The sequence below is a fragment of the Corynebacterium sp. c25Ua_47 genome (assembly GCF_039907205.1).
GTDB lineage: Bacteria > Actinomycetota > Actinomycetes > Mycobacteriales > Mycobacteriaceae > Corynebacterium > Corynebacterium hiratae.
The window spans coordinates 243664-258950 of sequence record NZ_JASBOH010000002.1; the positions used below are offsets into that span (position 1 = coordinate 243664).

A 15287-nucleotide genomic window follows, 5' to 3' on the forward strand; every position below is an offset into this window, starting at 1 on the left:
GCACAAGCATGGCGTTACATAGGCTCTACCTTACGCCGACCTGATAGGAAAACATGTGTGCGGCTGTGGAGAGATTGCTCCTACAACCGCTCAAGCATGAGCCGGCTCACCTCTTAGCGCTCGGCAAACGTCGCGGTATCGATGACGAAACGGAATTTCACATCACCCGCGACGACGCGCTCGTAGGCCGCGTCTACCTCATCGACGCCCACCTTTTCGATCACCGCGCCCAGGCCATGCTCGGCGCAGAAGTCCAGCATCTCCTGGGTTTCCGCGATGCCACCAATATTGTTGCCGGTCAGCACCTTGCCGCCGCCGACCAGGCGGTTAAGGCGCAGCGGCAGTGCTTCCGGCGGTAGACCGACCACCGACATAATGCCGCGCGGCTTGAGGAGGCGCAGGTAATCTTCGAGGTCATACTCGGCGGAGATGGTGGACAGGATGAGGTCAAATTCGCCGCGGTGGTTCCTGAAGAAGTCTTCCTCTTCGGTGGTGGCCAGGGTACGGCTCGCCCCCAGCTTCCTGGCCTCCTCTGCCTTGCGCGAGGTGCGCGAGATGACCGTGACATCCGCGCCCTTTGCGGCAGCAATCTGCACGCCCATGTGCCCCAAACCGCCCAAGCCCACGACGGCCACCTTCTGGCCTTCCTTGACATCCCAGCGGGCCAGCGGAGAGTACGTAGTGATGCCAGCGCAGAGCAACGGCGCTGCCACGTCAAAATCAAGGGCCTCCGGGATGCGTAGGACGAAGTCCTGATTCACCACGATCTTTTCCGCATAGCCGCCCTGAGTAATCGTGCCATCGACATCCGTGGAGTTATAGGTTCCTACACCGCCCTTGAGGCAGTTCTGTTCCATTCCGGCTTGGCACTGCTCGCACTCGCCACAGGAATTCACCAGGCAACCCACGCCAACGCGGTCACCCACCTTAAATTTGGTGACCTCCTCCCCCACGGCGGAGACCACGCCGGCGATCTCGTGGCCAACGGTCAGCGGAAAGTGCGCCTCGCCCCACTCGTTGCGGATGGTGTGGATATCCGAGTGGCAGATGCCTGCTGCTTTGATGTCGATGACAACGTCATCGGCGCGCGGGTCACGGCGCTGGATGGTGACGACCTCGAAGGGCTCGTTCGGACCGGTCTTCTGCAGTGCTTTAGTAGAAATAGTCATGGCGACCACGGTACCCCGCAGCCGCCTGACCTTGCCTAATGGAAATCTCTACCGACTAGGAGAGCTTCTTCGCAATCAGCTTATTGACCTGTCCCGGGTCAGCCTTACCCTGGGTGGCCTTCATGACCGCACCCACGATGGCACCGGTGACCTTCTTGTTGCCGGCCTTGTACTTCTCCACGATGTCCGGGTTGGCGGCCAGGGCATCATCGACGGCCTTCTCGATCGCTCCGTCATCGCGCACGACCTCGAGCCCGCGCTTGGCGACGACCTCGTCGACGTCACCCTCACCGGCCAGCACGCCGTCGACCGCCTGGCGAGCCAGCTTGGTGGTCAGCTTGCCTTCCTTGACCAGCTCAACAACGCGAGCGACCTGCGCCGGGGTAATGCCGAGAGTGCTCAGTTCAACGCCAGCCTCATTGGCCTTACCGGTCAGGTAGGACACCCACCAGGAGCGGGCCTCGTCTGGAGTGGTGCCGGCTTCCACGGTTTCGATAATGAGATCGAGAGCGCCAGCGTTGACCAGGTCACGCATCTCCTCGTCCTTGAGGCCCCACTCCTCCTGGATGCGGGCGCGGCGAATCCACGGCATCTCCGGCAGGGTCTGACGGATTTCCTCGACCCACTCGCGGGAGACAATCACCGGCGGCAGGTCCGGGTCGTTGAAGTAACGGTAGTCCTCGGCGGTTTCCTTCGGACGGCCCTTGGAAGTCGAGCCATCCGTTTCCTGGTAATGGCGGGTTTCCTGGACGATCTCGCCACCGTCGACAAGCACCTGCGCCTGGCGCTGCATCTCAAAGCGCACCGCCTGCTCCACCGAGCGCAGGGAGTTGATGTTCTTGGTCTCGGTACGCGTGCCGAATTCCTCCTGGCCCACCGGGCGCAGAGACACATTGGAGTCCACGCGCATTGAGCCTTGATCCATGCGGGCATCGGAAACGCCCAGCGCCGCGACGAGCTCACGCAGAGCAGAGACATAGGCGCGGGCGACCTCGGGGGCGCGCTCGCCAGCACCAATGATCGGCTTGGTCACAATCTCGATTAGCGGGATGCCGGCACGGTTGCAGTCCACCAGCGAGGTCGTTGCGCCGTGAATGCGGCCATCGGCACCACCCAGGTGGGTCAGCTTGCCGGTGTCCTCCTCCATGTGAGCGCGCTCGATCTCTACACGCCACTCAGTGCCGTCGTCGAGGACGACGTCGAGGTAGCCGTCGTAGGCAATCGGCTCATCGTACTGGGAGATCTGGTAGTTCTTCGGCTGGTCTGGGTAGAAGTAGTTCTTGCGGGCGAAACGCGAAGATTCCGCAATCTTGCAGTTCAGCGCCAGGCCGATCTTGATGGCGCCTTCCACACCCTTGGAGTTCACTACCGGCAATGCGCCCGGCAGGCCGAGGGACACCGGGTCCACGTTGGAGTTGGGGGCTGCGTTGAAGTTCGTGGGCGAGGTGGAGAACATCTTGGTCTCCGTATTGAGCTCCACGTGAACTTCCATGCCCATAACGGGTTCGAACTTTTCAAGGACCTCGTCATAGTCCATCAGGTCATACATCGCAGCAGTCATGCGTGCCATCTTAGTATGTCAGCGCGACACCGTGCGCAACCGCCTAACCCAACAAGGTGATGCCGTGCGTAATGAGAATCTTGGCTATCATCGCCGCCGGATACACCATGGCATAGCCCAAGGCGACGCGCTGGTCAGTGTTCGTCCGATTGTTCACGAAAGCGAGCACCGCCGGTTGGGTTTGCGCGCCCGCCATAGCACCCGCGGTCTTCGTGGCACCGACGCGCAGGAAGCGGCGCATGACGAGTGCGAATCCAGTCGCCACCAGCGTCGTGATGATCATGCCGAGCAGGAGAATCTTCCACCAGGCTCCACCCGTAAAGGCACCGGCGATTTCCCCGCCCGCGTTTGTTCCGGCCTGGGCCAAGAAGAGCAGCAGTCCGAGTTCGGAGAGGATTGTGTTGGCCGAGTGCGGCAGTGCGGTGACGGTATTGCCGATGCGCCCGATACGCGCCATGCTCAACGCCACGATGAGGACGCCCGCGGCAGCACCAAGGCTAAAGGAAGAGCCGCCTGGGAGCGGGATTTCGAGGTGGCCCACGAAAACGCCGAGGGCCATGCCGAGGCCCAAAGACACCGGGTTGATATCTGTCAGGCCTTGCGAGGAATCACCAAGAAAAGTGGAAATCTCCCGCAGGGACTTCTTGGAACCGACGACGCGCACGCGGTCGCCGAGCTCCACGATGTGTTCGGGGATAGCGACCTGGTCATTATCGGCGCGACGAACTCGCGAGATGCGCGCACCCCAGCGATCCGCCAGCTGGTTATTGAGCTCCGCGATGGTCAGGCCCGCCAAGCTGTGCTCGGAAATAGTGATGCGGCGAAAGTCCAACTCGTGGCGGTCATCATTGAGGATCTGCGGGGACTCGCGCCCGGCTCGCTCGATGATGTTGTCCAGGTCCTCCGGGGCACCAACGAGCGTGACCACGTCACCGGGGTGCAGCACATCGAAGAATTTCGGCAAGACGATAAGGTTGCTGCCCACGCGGCGCAGGCGTGTTACCTGCACTTCCCCATTGCCAATATCGGCGATCTCCGCGACTGAGATCTCGCGTTGAATCTGCATGTGCTGGCGCGTGACGGGTGACAGGGTGTCGTCGTCATTGCCGGCGTCGCGAAGCACGAGCACCGTCGCACCGAGCATGCCGATGACACCGAAAAGGTAAGCCACCGCGTAGCCCACTGTAGCCGAGCCCGGATCGCCCGTGGCTTCCGACGCCGCCGCCAACGCCGGGGTATTCGTCACCGCACCGGCGAAAGTACCAGCGATGGTGGCATTCGACAGCCCAAAAACATACGTGCCCAGACCCCAGGCAGCAAGGGCGGCAACGACGAAAACCCCGATCATGGAGAGCACCGGCCCCGTGGCCGTCTTCAGCGACTTGAAGAAGGACACACCGGAGTTATTGCCAATGCCGAAGGCAAAAAGCACCAGGCCGAACATGCCCAAAATAGGAGGAACGGAGGCCTCCACCCCGGCAGCTGATGCGGCTGCCGAGAAGGCGATGCCGAGAAAAAGCACGGCTGCCGCGCCCAAGCTGATGCCCCGCGTCTTAATGCCGCCGAGTGCCATGCCGACACCTATGAGCAGAAACACCAAGAGGACCGGCTGCTCAGCCAGATAAGCTAATACGCTTGTCATCGCTACCTTTAGAAACTATGGATGAGCTAACGGTGGTGTTTAGCCAAACAGGGCCTGTGCGTTGGCATAACGCTTGGCCGGAACCACCTTCAGCTTGCCCACTGCGTCCTCGAGAGGCACGAGGTCAATATTCTCGCCATGGAGAGCCACACACATGCCGGACTGGCCGTTGTGCGCAGCACGGGCGGCATGGGTGCCGTAGCGAGTGGCCAGCACGCGGTCATAGGCCGTCGGCGTACCGCCGCGCTGGATGTGACCGAGGACGGTGGTGCGCACGTCGTAACCAGTGCGCTTCTTGATTTCATCACCGATGACCTGGCCAATTCCGTTGAAGGTCTGGTGGCCGAACTGGTCCACACCGCCCTCTTCGAAGTCCATGGTGCCTTCCTTCGGCAGCGCGCCCTCAGCGACGCAAACGATGCCGTACTTCTCACCCATCTGGAAGCGGCGCTCCATGGCCTTGGTGATATCGGCGATATCGAACGGGACCTCAGGGATCACCGTGTAGTGCGCACCGCCGGCCATGCCAGCGTGCAGCGCGATCCAGCCAACGTGGCGGCCCATAACCTCCACGATGAGGATGCGGTCGTGGGATTCAGCGGTGGTGTGGAGGCGGTCGATCGCGTCAGTCGCCACGGATACTGCGGTGTCGAAACCGAAGGTGTAGTCGGTAGCGTTGACGTCATTATCGATGGTCTTTGGCACGCCGACGACCGGGATACCGTTATCGGAGAGCCACTTGGCACCCTTGAGCGTTCCCTCACCGCCGATGGCGATGAGCGCATCGACCTCAGCATCAGCCATGTTGGCCTTGATGGTGTCCAACCCAGCCTTGAATTTATCTGGGTGGAGGCGGCCGGTGCCAAGGATGGTTCCGCCGCGCAGGAGGATGCGGTCGATCTCTGCGTCGTCATAAAGGTCACGGCGGCGGTCTTCCATCAGACCAACCCAGCCGTCCTCGTAGCCGACGACCGTATCGCCGAACTCGTTGGATGCGGTGCGAACGACCGCGCGGATAACAGCATTCAGACCGGGGCAATCACCACCGGATGTCAGTACAGCAAGACGCATGACATCCAATCTACTCGCTTCCCTATAGCCTCGCAGTTTCCGCTACCGCATGCAGGGTGTCGCGGAAAAAGAGCGAAGCCACACACCCCGCCGCTAGCATCGCAACGATGACCACGAGGGAATCCGCGGCCCCCGCCACCTGCATGACCGCTGACACGGCGGCCACTCCAATGACCGAACCCACCTGCCTGGACGTGTTATAGACGCCGGATGCCGCGCCCATGAGATCTGCATCAATATCGCGCATCGTCGTCGCGGCGTTGGAACCCCAGATGAAGGACTGTCCCGCCCCCAGCGCCGCGCAGGGCAGGCACAACCACCAGGCCGACACTTCGGCCTGCATGAGGAACCACAGTGCGAGGAAGGTCGCAATCAGGATGCCGAAGCCCGCGACCGCCAAACGACGTGGGTGCAGCTTATCCGCCAGAATGCCCGCCAAGGGCGACACGCACAAAGAGACCAGCGCCATGGGTGTGACGATGATTCCGGCATCGCGCGCCGACATGTCCTGCTCGACCTGCAGCCACATCATGATTGGAATCATCATCGACGCCGCCATAAAGCCCATGGACACGATGGCTACCGAACCAGCGGAGTAGTTGCGGTCCTTAAACAGCACGAGCGGGACGAGCGCCGCCATCCCCCGGGCCGATTGCAGGCGCACGAAAAAATACATGCCCAGCACACCAGCAAGAAGCAGGACCCAAATCCACCACGGCCAACCCGTCTCTGGGCCCTGTTGCACTGCGAAGACGAAGCACGTTAACGCGATAAACGACGCCCCCACTGAGACGAAGTCAATCTTCCCCGTCGCCGTCGGCAAGGAAGGCACCCACAGGCCAGATAAGACGATTGCGGCGACAACAAAAGGAATATGAATCCAGAAAACAGCTTGCCAGCCAAATGCAGCGACGACGAAGCCACCCAAGAGCGGCCCGGCAAGTGTGGCCAAAGACCCAACCACTCCCCAGACGCCGAGCGCACGGCCGCGCCGCTCCCGGGCAAAGATACGGTTGATGACGGCCATAGTCTGCGGCATTTGAATCGACGCGCCGAAACCTTGCAAGGCTCTTGCTGCAATAAGAAACTCCACCGAGGGCGCTAGCGCGCACAGCAGCGCGCCGATGCCAAAGAGCCCGACGCCCAACTGGAACATTTTCTTCTGGCCGTAGATATCGCCGAGGCGCCCGGTAAACAACAGCGGCACGACCACGGCGAGCAGATAGATGGCGGAGACCCACAGCACCTGGTTGACATCGGCATGGAACCCACGGCGAACGTCGGGAAGCGCGACGGCAATCATCGATTGGTCGAGCAAGGACATGAAAAAGCCCAGTGATAGCGCGGTCATGGCGAGCCACGCTTGCTTCTCCGACGGCGGCGTTCCTCCGAGTTTCATGCAGCGAAGTCTAGCCACCGCACGCTCACGCGGCCTAAACTGAGGCGCATGGGAATGATTGATATCAAGAAACCGCAGGACGTATCGACGGCAGCGACCGTCACGCTGGGACTTATCGGCGGCTGGCTCACCGCCCGGGAGACTGGCATTCGCCCGCTTGGCGGCGTGGTGCTTGCCGCCGCTGGCGTGTGGGCGGGCCGCAGCTGGTGGGCTAAGACGAACCCGGCCACTACCGCTGGCCTTGCGGCTCTGTACACCGGCGCCTTTGGCCTCTCCCACCCGCTGGCTAAGAAGATGGGTTCCTGGCCCGCAGTTCTTGCCGTCACTGCCGCGAGCGCCGGCGCTGCCTACGCGCTTTCCGACGCCAAGTAGATCCCCCTCCCACGCCCCCTTCGCGCTGTCACTGACGGACGGAGGGGGCGTTTTGCGCTCTTGCACAGGCGAAGGATCCAACATTGTGCCATCGAACGTGCTGGCTAACGCATGGTGTCTACCCCCGTTTATAGTAACGACTTGACACGAATTCACCACGAGCTATAGCCATACGGAGTGTGTGGTACTAGAATCATGGTTAGAACACTTCTTCTAACACATGTTTATCTCGGGGGAGATACCCATGACCACTGCCACACGCCCACCAACCTTTTTCTTCTCAACTACTAACCCGAATAACCCACACGCCATAGCCCGCGCGAAAGCACGACGAGCTGCCTATGACACCTGGGTCGGGGCTATGCCCAGCCTGCAGGCTGATATCAACACCACCGCACTATCCCTAGTTGCTGCCTGGTCACTGCCCGAAGGCCACATCAAATCCGGCCTGCGCGCTATCCACCGCCTAGATAGCCTGCCGAAAGTCAAAGCCATACAAGACACCCACTGCCTGCTCGACATCGAGTCCCTCATTGCTATTGATCAGCCCATGTCAGCACTGACAGCCTTGACTGATGAAACCCTGGACTTTATCGACACTCTCCTGGCTGACTTCTTCACCCCTTCTAAGCCGAATCAGGCTTTTCCCACACGCAGTCAAATCAGGCGCAAAGTCCGCGACATCTGCAAAACCCTCGATAACTCCATCGCCTACCAGGACACCCGCCCTAAAAATACGTACCGGTTTTCTTCTAACGGCACCTCAGCCTGGCTGGAACTGCACTGTGATGAAGACACCGGCATTAAACTCGACGCCTTCATCCACCACACCGCCGCTAAGGAAGACATCACTGTCCCGGAGGCAGTCATAAAACTGCTCTCCGGTGAGATTAAGCCTCCAGCTACCGTGGTGTTACACACCTACCAGGCCTGCGACATTGAGGATGCACCAACCTTTATTGAAGGCTTCGGCTGGCGGGCTAAGCCGATGCCGCATGATAAGACCCGGGACTTAACCGGTGACGTCGCCGAAGCAGATGGCTACCAACCAGGAATCATCATGCGCAAACATGTCGAAGGACGCGACGGTACCTGCCGGGTCGGCGGCTGTGGCAAACCAGCTTTCCTTAGCCAGTTGGATCACCGGCATAACTGGGCTGAAGGCGGGCCCACCCACCCGAAGAACCTGGCGTGCTTATGCCAGGGTCATCACAACATGAAAACCGATGGCAGCCTCAAATACCTGCTCGACCCCTACAGCGGGGATGTCATCTGGCTATATGAAGACGGCACCTGGACTATTACCGAAGCCGACGGGCCACTAGCACCAAAACAGAAACGATGGGCACAAACAGTAGCCCAACACATCACCGCCACCAGGAAACGCGTACGCGAGCAAGCCCAACACTTAAAACAAGAACTCGACGACTACGCACAACAACAAGCCAAAGCCAAAGCCAAAGCAGAAGCCGAAGCCAAGGATGAGAGCAAGACCGACGCTGATGCCGGCACCGACGACATCCCCTTCTAAACCCCGTCGTTCCAGACGACGAAGAACTCAGACACACTCCGCGGAGGCTGAACCCAGACTCGTCGTTTCAAACGACGAAACCCGACCAAGGAAACTGAAAGGAAAAGAGAAAGACTACGAACCAATGAACACACACCGTCGGATAAAACGACGAAGGCCGGCGGCCTCCCACGTCAGTGAAAGACCCCGGCTCATGCGCACTAGGGGCTGGTCCGAAGTGTGTGTACTACTTGCGCCCTGCTTCGTAGGCGGCGCCGACCTTGTACAGGCGGTCATCCTTAAATGCCGGTGCCATGATCTGAAGGCCGGTGGGCAAGTTGGTGTCGGATGCCATGCCGGAAGGCACAGACATGCCGCACACGCCGGCGAGGTTCAGCGGCAGGGTGCACAGGTCGAAGTTGTACATTTCCATCGGGTCCTCGACCTTCTCGCCCAGCTTGAAGGCTGTGGTCGGGGTGGTCGGAGAAACGAGGACATCGACCTGCTCGAAGGCACGCTCGAAGTCCTGTGCAATGAGGGTGCGAACACGCTGCGCTTGGAGGTAGTAGGCGTCATAGTAGCCGACGGACAGGGCGTAGGTACCCAGCATGATGCGGCGCTTGACCTCGGGGCCGAAGCCAGCCGCGCGGGACAGGGACATGACCTCTTCCGCAGAGTGGGTTCCATCATCACCCACGCGCAGGCCGTAGCGCATGCCGTCGAAGCGGGCCAGGTTGGAGGAGACCTCACACGGCATGATGAGGTAGTAGGCAGCGAGAGCGTCATCGAAGTGCGGGCAGTCGACCTCAACGATCTCTGCGCCCTGAGACTTTAGCTGCTCAACGGCTGCGTGGTAGGCCTCCATCACACCCGGCTGCCAGCCATCGCGCTCGAATTGCTTGATCAGGCCAACCTTGACGCCGGACAGATCGCCATTAGCGCCCTCCTTGGCAGCGGCGACTACCGGCGCAACCGGCTTGTCCACGGAGGTGGCGTCGAAGGAGTCGTGACCAGCAATGATTTCGTGCAGCAGTGCGGTATCCAAAACCGTGCGGGCAGTCGGACCAGCCTGGTCCAGGGAGCTTGCAGCGGCGATGAGGCCGTAGCGAGACACCGTGCCATAGGTCGGCTTTACGCCCACGGTGTTCGTCAGAGCGGCCGGCTGGCGAATAGAGCCACCGGTGTCGGTACCGATACCCAGCGGAGCCTGACCAGAAGCAAGGGCTGCCGCGGTACCACCACCGGAGCCGCCCGGAGTGCGCTCGGTGTCATACGGATTGTGGGCCGGACCATAAGCGGAGTTCTCGTTGGAGGAGCCCATCGCGAACTCATCGAGGTTCGTCTTACCCAGGATCGGAATACCGGCCTCGCGCAGCTTGGTCACCAGCGTGGCGTCATAGGGTGAGACCCAACCTTCCAGCATCTTGGAGGCGGCGGTTGTGGGGGCGTCGGTAGTCACCAGCAGGTCCTTGAGCGCCAGCGGCACGCCAGCCAGGGCAGAGGCTGGTTCTTCGCCGGCGTCGAGGGACTTATCGACGGCGTCGGCAGCCGCCAGCGCTTCCTCAGCACCAACGTGCAGGAAGGCGTTGAGATCACCATCGGTCTCCGCGATTCGGTCCAGGAAGGCCTGAGTTACTTCGCGGGAGGTGAGCTCGCGAGAGTGAATCTTCTCAGCCAGCTCGGCGGCGGTCAGTGCGGTAATGCCCTCGGTGGGCGCAATGAATTGTGCCATTCTTATTCGTCTCCTCCACCCAGAATCTGCGGAACCATGAAGCGGTCATCCTCGGTCGCGGGCGCCTGATCCAGAGCCTGCTCAGCGGTGAGGGTGCGCACGATGACATCCTCACGCATCGCGGCGTTAACGGAGTGCGGGTGCGACATCGGCTCCACACCTTCAGCCTCGACCTTGCCAACCGCGGACACCGAGTCCACGATCTCGTCGATCTGCGCGGCGAACTGTTTTAGTTCTTCCTCGCTCAGGGCCAATCGCGACAGCTTTGCCAGGTGCGCGACCTCGTCACGCGAAATATCAGACACGCGAACTCCATCCTTTTATTCATTGAGACGGTTGATAGCTAAGCACCCATGGTACTGCACGGCTGGTGCCACGCCACCACCACTCCTCCCCCTACACACCACTGAAGCTATTGAATAGTATTCGATACGTTGGGTACCATCGATCAAGTTGTACAAACTATTCGCATCAGCGATTTCCCTACCTAGTCATCTTCCCCCAGAAAGAACGATATGTCGTATCTCGTCCGTGTCCTACTCCCTGACACTCCCGGCAGCCTTGGCCTCCTCGCCAACGCGATGGGCAGCATCGAGGCCGATATTCGTTCCGTGGATATCGTGGAGAATTTCCCGGACGGCACGGTCATGGATGACATCGTCCTCGATCTCCCCCAGTCCACCATGGCTGATGAGATCATCACCGCTGCACAGACCGTGGAGGGCGTAGAAGTTGACTCCATCCGCCCCTTCAGTGGACGCGTTGACCGCCGTGGGCAGATCCACGTGCTGGCTAAGGTGGCTTCGCAACGCAACGTCACCGCCGCGATGAAGGAGGTGTGTGCAGCAATCCCGAAGGCGCTGACCTCCAATTGGGCCATCGTCATTGCTAATGACGACAAGATCAGCCGCATTGCTGCCTCCGACGCCGCGCCTGCCGACGACGGCTCGATCCCCACCGACCTCAACATCACCTCGGCGCGCGTGCTCAATCCGGAGAAGGACACGTGGATTCCTGAGTCGTGGACGCTGATCGAATCCGCGCTGGCTGCCGCTCCCCTCGTGGGCACGAAGTATGTCGTCGTCATGGGCCGCGTCGGCGGACCGGACTACCTTGCCTCCGAGGTCGAGCACTTGGGTGACTTGGGCGCTATCTTGGGCGCCTTCCTCACCTAGTTAGCAATGCGTTGAGTCCCGCGGCGACGTCAGGAACCACGTGGTCCACCTCGTCGGTAATCTGCGTTCCCGGGAACGTGAAGGACTCGGTGGCGATGGAGTGCATCGAGAGATCGTTAAAGCTATCGCCGAAGGTGTAGAGTTCAGCTCCTTCGTGACCGAGGTGGCCAAGCAACCGCGTCAAGCCCTCGCCCTTGTTGTGCCCGGGCGGCATGATGTCGTAAAAGTCGCAGTTGAACGAGGACTCGACTGCACAATTCGCGCGGACCCACTCGTCGACCTCGCGGCGCAGCTCAGCGTTGCCTGGAATCCACAGGGACATGAGAACGGTGCTGCGCTTGGCGACGTCCCCCGGATCCATCACTTCCGTATTCGCCACCATCGAGGATTCCCGGCCAGCCAGCCCATCCCACACCACCTGGTCTGCTCCAGACAAGCCTGTGAGGTAGATATTCAACGGCAGCCCAGTGAAACGGTCGATGACGGCTTGGACGATATCGCTGGGCAAGTGCTCCTCGTGGAGGATCGAGTAATCGCCGTCCGTGATGACGGTGCCGTTGTAGAGCACGTGGTAATCCAGCTCCACGCCGAATGGCTCAAGGGTGTTGCGTGCATTGGCGATGGACTTGCCCGTCGCGGAGATGGCGAGGTTGCCAGCGGCCCGCCACGCAGCGATGGCTTCCTTTACGGCCTCAGTTATGTCTTCGTTGACGTAAACGGTTCCATCCATGTCCAAAGCCGCAATCTTCATGCCCCGTAGTGTATTAGACCTTTCACGGCCGAGTCCACCACCGCGGTGCACGCCTCCTGGATGTCGGGTTGCGCCCAGGGGAAGGTCAGGGAGACGTCGGCAAGCGCGTGCATAGGCAGGTCATTGTGACCATCGCCTAAGGTGATGAGCTCAGTCGCGGAACGCTCGTGACCGAGACGTTGAAGCAGCCAGGTCAAGGCAAAGCCCTTGTCGTGGCCGGGCGGCGTGATATCGAAGAAGTTTCGGTTCATCGCGGTGCCGACGGGAAAGCGGTCCGTCACCCACTGCGCGATCTCTTTCTGTAGCTCTGGGTTACCCGGCGTCCAGGCGGCTACGAGGGGAAAGACCTCCTTCTCGATGCGCTCAGGCGCGACCGCCTCAGGCTCGCTGATGATGGGATTGTGAACGCCCGCTACGTTGCGCACGAGGTGGCCATCGAGGCCTTCCAGGCGCGTGCAGTACAGGTCGAGCTTCGGGATATCACGAACCCGCTCATACACAGCGCGGACTACTTCGGGCGGCACGTGGCTTTCATAGAGCAACTCATAGTCGCCATCCATAATGACGGTGCCGTTGCACAGCAGGAAGTAATCGAACTCGACGCCGAAAGGCTCAAGCGCACGCCGCGCCGAGTGCGGCGACTTACCCGTGGCCACGACGGCGAGGTTGCCTGCAGCGCGCCACTGCGCAATGGCCTCTGGGACTTCCTCAGGCATATACCCATCGAAGTAGATGGTGCCGTCGAGGTCGAAGGCGGCTAGCTTCATGCCTCGCCCGTTTCCAGCAGACGGGTGAAGCCCTCTTCATCCAGGATGGTCAGCCCCAGATCGCGGGCCTTCTGTTCCTTGGATCCGGCATTCTCTCCGACCACGACGTAGTTCGTCTTCTTAGACACCGAACCGGATGCCTTTCCGCCGCGGGTGATAATGGCCTCCTTGGCCGAATCACGAGTGAAGTTCTCCAAGGTACCGGTCACCACCACGGTGATGCCTTCAAGGGTCTGCGCCGGCTTATCGCTGGCTTCCTCCTCCATGGTGACCCCGGCGGCGGTCCACTTCTGCACGATGTTGTCGTGCCAATCCACCTCGAACCACTGCTTGAAGGATTCCGCGATGATGGTGCCCACACCATCGGTATCCGCCAGCTCCTCGACCGATGCTGCGCGCAGCACTTCCATGGAGCCAAAGCGGGTGGCTAGTGCACGTGCCGCAATGGGGCCGACGTGGCGGATCGACAGCGCGACGAGCACCCTCCAGAATTCAGCCTGGCGGGCCGTCTTGAGGTTCTCCAGCAGCTTCTTACCCGAAGCATTGAGCGCGCCCTTCTGCGTGGTGTAGACCGAGGATTTGAGGAGTGCTTGTTCATCGAGATCGAAGAGGTCCGCCTCATCCTTGAGCACTCCGGAGGAAATCAGATCCGCGGCAGCCTTCTCCCCCAGCTCGCCAATGTCGAGCGCCTTGCGGGAAGCCAGGTATTCCAGGCGTGCCGCCAGCTGGGCCGGGCAGCTACGAGTGTTCGGGCAGCGCCAGTCCTGGTCGCCTTCCTTCTGCGGAGCCAGCTTCGTACCACAGGCAGGGCAATTCTCCGGAAAGACCCATTCAGTCTCGCTGCCATCGCGCTTGTCCAGAACGGGGCCGAGGACCTCAGGGATGATCTCTCCGGCCTTGCGGATGATGATGGTATCCCCGATGAGGACATTCTTGTTCTTGACCTCGAATTGGTTGTGCAGGGTGGCCATGGAAACGGTCGAGCCGGAGACGAAGACCGGCTCCATGATGGCGAAAGGCGTCACGCGCCCGGTACGTCCCACACCGACCTCGATGTTGAGCAGCTTGGTGGTGACCTCCTCCGGCGGGTATTTATAGGCAATAGCCCAGCGCGGCGCGCGCGAAGTCGCGCCCAAGGCGCGCTGGCTGGCCAGGTCATCGACCTTGATGACAAGCCCGTCCATTTCAAAGTAGGCATCGTGGCGGTGCTCCTCCCAGTACGTGACCCGCTCTTGTACCTCCTTGGCTGTGGTGACCCGCTGGGTATAGGGAGACACCGGAAATCCCCAAGCCTCTAGGGCCTTGTAAGCATCGTGCTGCGAGGTGGGCTGGAATCCCTCGCGCGCGCCAATGCCGTGACAGACCATGTGGAGCCGACGCTTCTTGACGTCCTCTGGGTCCTTCATGCGCAGCCCGCCCGCCGCCGCATTACGGGGATTGGCAAAGGTGGGCTTGCCGTCTTCGCGGCGCGCGGAGTTGATCTCCTCAAACTCATCCGGGCGCATGTACACCTCGCCGCGGACCTCCACCAGGGACGGCACCGGATACTCTTTGGTACCCGTCAGCTCGTGCGGGATATCGGGGATAACGCGTGCATTGGCGGTGATGTCCTCGCCCACACGACCATCACCGCGCGTGGCCGCCGTGACGAGCTTGCCATCGCGGTAGACCAAATCAATGGACAGGCCATCAATCTTGAGCTCGGTCAGATAAGCCTCGGCCGGCGTGCGGTCCAGCCAGTCCTGCAGCTCATCCGCACTGAAGACGTTGTCCAAGCTGTACAGGCGCTCCAGGTGCTCGATGTCGACAGCACCTTCCGGCGCAGCACCGACCTGCTGGGTTGGCGAATCCGGGGTCTGCAGCTCCGGGTGCTCCGCCTCAAGCGCCAGCAAGCGCTGGAAGAGCGCGTCAAAGTCCGCATCCGGGATTGACGGCTCACCGTTGTAGTACAACTCACGGTGCTTGCGCACTTCCTGGGCAAGCTCGGACCATTCGCGTTGGATATCTACTGCATCACTCACGAGTCACTAGTGTAGCGGGGACTCTGGACAAGCCTGTGACCTGCGGATGGTCATTCTGCAAGAGTTCGTCCGTCATTCTGCAGCACTTCCACAGTGCGTGTCCGAGCCGGGCGCTAG

Annotated in this window: 13 protein-coding genes; 3 read left to right on the plus strand and 10 right to left on the minus strand. The window is 60.9% G+C overall.

From position 1 onward, the window contains the following. Window positions 1-113: 113 nt before the first annotated feature. Genes QKE52_RS03385 through QKE52_RS03405 form a run of 5 tightly spaced genes read right to left on the minus strand, consistent with a single transcriptional unit; the run spans window position 114 to window position 6842 of the window. On the minus strand, window positions 114-1169 hold the full coding sequence (locus QKE52_RS03385; protein ID WP_347948132.1) for an NAD(P)-dependent alcohol dehydrogenase: 1056 nt from the start codon (window positions 1167-1169) through the stop codon (window positions 114-116). A gap of 55 nt (window positions 1170-1224) precedes the next feature. Beyond that, a complete protein-coding gene (gene gatB, locus QKE52_RS03390) occupies window positions 1225-2730 on the minus strand; it encodes an Asp-tRNA(Asn)/Glu-tRNA(Gln) amidotransferase subunit GatB (protein WP_010186967.1) in 1506 nt (501 codons plus the stop codon). A gap of 43 nt (window positions 2731-2773) precedes the next feature. After that, window positions 2774-4372, minus strand: coding sequence for a TrkA C-terminal domain-containing protein (locus tag QKE52_RS03395; RefSeq protein WP_347948134.1), 1599 nt, complete (start codon window positions 4370-4372; stop codon window positions 2774-2776). A 39-nt stretch (window positions 4373-4411) separates the two neighbouring features. Then, window positions 4412-5443, minus strand: a complete 1032-nt coding sequence (locus QKE52_RS03400; protein WP_010186971.1) for a 6-phosphofructokinase — start codon at window positions 5441-5443, stop codon at window positions 4412-4414. Between the two features lie 22 nt (window positions 5444-5465). Continuing rightward, window positions 5466-6842 (minus strand): MFS transporter, encoded by a 1377-nt coding sequence (locus tag QKE52_RS03405; protein WP_347948135.1) that lies wholly within the window; start codon window positions 6840-6842, stop codon window positions 5466-5468. 48 nt (window positions 6843-6890) lie between these two features. Here QKE52_RS03405 and QKE52_RS03410 point away from each other — a divergent pair, with 48 nt between their 5' ends. Continuing rightward, entirely contained in the window at window positions 6891-7214 is a 324-nt protein-coding gene (locus QKE52_RS03410) for a hypothetical protein (protein WP_347948136.1), read from the plus strand. A gap of 244 nt (window positions 7215-7458) precedes the next feature. Further along, window positions 7459-8745 (plus strand): HNH endonuclease signature motif containing protein, encoded by a 1287-nt coding sequence (locus QKE52_RS03415; RefSeq protein ID WP_347948137.1) that lies wholly within the window; start codon window positions 7459-7461, stop codon window positions 8743-8745. A 226-nt stretch (window positions 8746-8971) separates the two neighbouring features. On the opposite strand, the gene gatA is transcribed toward QKE52_RS03415, so the two are convergent. Both gatA and gatC read right to left on the minus strand, forming a co-directional pair. Beyond that, complete coding sequence (gatA, locus tag QKE52_RS03420; RefSeq protein ID WP_347948138.1) at window positions 8972-10456, minus strand: Asp-tRNA(Asn)/Glu-tRNA(Gln) amidotransferase subunit GatA; 1485 nt, start codon at window positions 10454-10456, stop codon at window positions 8972-8974. Window positions 10457-10458: 2 nt separating this feature from the next. Next, window positions 10459-10761, minus strand: coding sequence for an Asp-tRNA(Asn)/Glu-tRNA(Gln) amidotransferase subunit GatC (gatC, locus tag QKE52_RS03425; RefSeq protein ID WP_347948140.1), 303 nt, complete (start codon window positions 10759-10761; stop codon window positions 10459-10461). Window positions 10762-10971: 210 nt separating this feature from the next. Here gatC and QKE52_RS03430 point away from each other — a divergent pair, with 210 nt between their 5' ends. Then, the gene (locus tag QKE52_RS03430) at window positions 10972-11631 is read left to right on the plus strand and encodes an amino acid-binding ACT domain protein (RefSeq protein WP_046649342.1); all 660 of its coding nucleotides are present in this window, start codon (window positions 10972-10974) and stop codon (window positions 11629-11631) included. Here QKE52_RS03430 and QKE52_RS03435 read toward each other — a convergent pair. The 3 genes from QKE52_RS03435 to ligA are packed head-to-tail and all read right to left on the minus strand — an operon-like array spanning window position 11624 to window position 15170. Beyond that, window positions 11624-12382 carry an HAD family hydrolase gene (locus QKE52_RS03435; RefSeq protein WP_070511618.1) on the minus strand — a complete coding sequence of 253 codons (759 nt, stop codon included), beginning with the start codon at window positions 12380-12382 and terminating at the stop codon, window positions 11624-11626. The genes QKE52_RS03430 and QKE52_RS03435 overlap by 8 nt on opposite strands. Continuing rightward, window positions 12379-13149 carry an HAD family hydrolase gene (locus QKE52_RS03440; protein WP_175972871.1) on the minus strand — a complete coding sequence of 257 codons (771 nt, stop codon included), beginning with the start codon at window positions 13147-13149 and terminating at the stop codon, window positions 12379-12381. Before QKE52_RS03440 ends, QKE52_RS03435 begins: the two co-directional genes overlap by 4 nt. Continuing rightward, window positions 13146-15170: an NAD-dependent DNA ligase LigA gene (gene ligA / locus QKE52_RS03445; protein ID WP_046649339.1), complete on the minus strand. Its 2025-nt coding sequence runs from the start codon at window positions 15168-15170 to the stop codon at window positions 13146-13148. The genes QKE52_RS03440 and ligA overlap by 4 nt, the downstream gene beginning before the upstream one ends. Window positions 15171-15287: the final 117 nt, after the last annotated feature.

Bases quoted from the DNA above. Each gene is read 5' to 3' on its own strand.
- QKE52_RS03435 (WP_070511618.1), bottom strand. From the start codon at position 12,382: ATGAAGATTGCGGCTTTGGACATGGATGGAACCGTTTACGTCAACGAA.
- gatA (WP_347948138.1), bottom strand. From the start codon at position 10,456: ATGGCACAATTCATTGCGCCCACCGAGGGCATTACCGCACTGACCGCC.
- QKE52_RS03400 (WP_010186971.1), bottom strand. From the start codon at position 5,443: ATGCGTCTTGCTGTACTGACATCCGGTGGTGATTGCCCCGGTCTGAAT.
- QKE52_RS03405 (WP_347948135.1), bottom strand. From the start codon at position 6,842: ATGAAACTCGGAGGAACGCCGCCGTCGGAGAAGCAAGCGTGGCTCGCC.
- QKE52_RS03385 (WP_347948132.1), bottom strand. From the start codon at position 1,169: ATGACTATTTCTACTAAAGCACTGCAGAAGACCGGTCCGAACGAGCCC.
- QKE52_RS03410 (WP_347948136.1), top strand. From the start codon at position 6,891: ATGGGAATGATTGATATCAAGAAACCGCAGGACGTATCGACGGCAGCG.
- QKE52_RS03415 (WP_347948137.1), top strand. From the start codon at position 7,459: ATGACCACTGCCACACGCCCACCAACCTTTTTCTTCTCAACTACTAAC.
- QKE52_RS03440 (WP_175972871.1), bottom strand. From the start codon at position 13,149: ATGAAGCTAGCCGCCTTCGACCTCGACGGCACCATCTACTTCGATGGG.
- gatB (WP_010186967.1), bottom strand. From the start codon at position 2,730: ATGACTGCTGCGATGTATGACCTGATGGACTATGACGAGGTCCTTGAA.
- QKE52_RS03395 (WP_347948134.1), bottom strand. From the start codon at position 4,372: ATGACAAGCGTATTAGCTTATCTGGCTGAGCAGCCGGTCCTCTTGGTG.
- QKE52_RS03430 (WP_046649342.1), top strand. From the start codon at position 10,972: ATGTCGTATCTCGTCCGTGTCCTACTCCCTGACACTCCCGGCAGCCTT.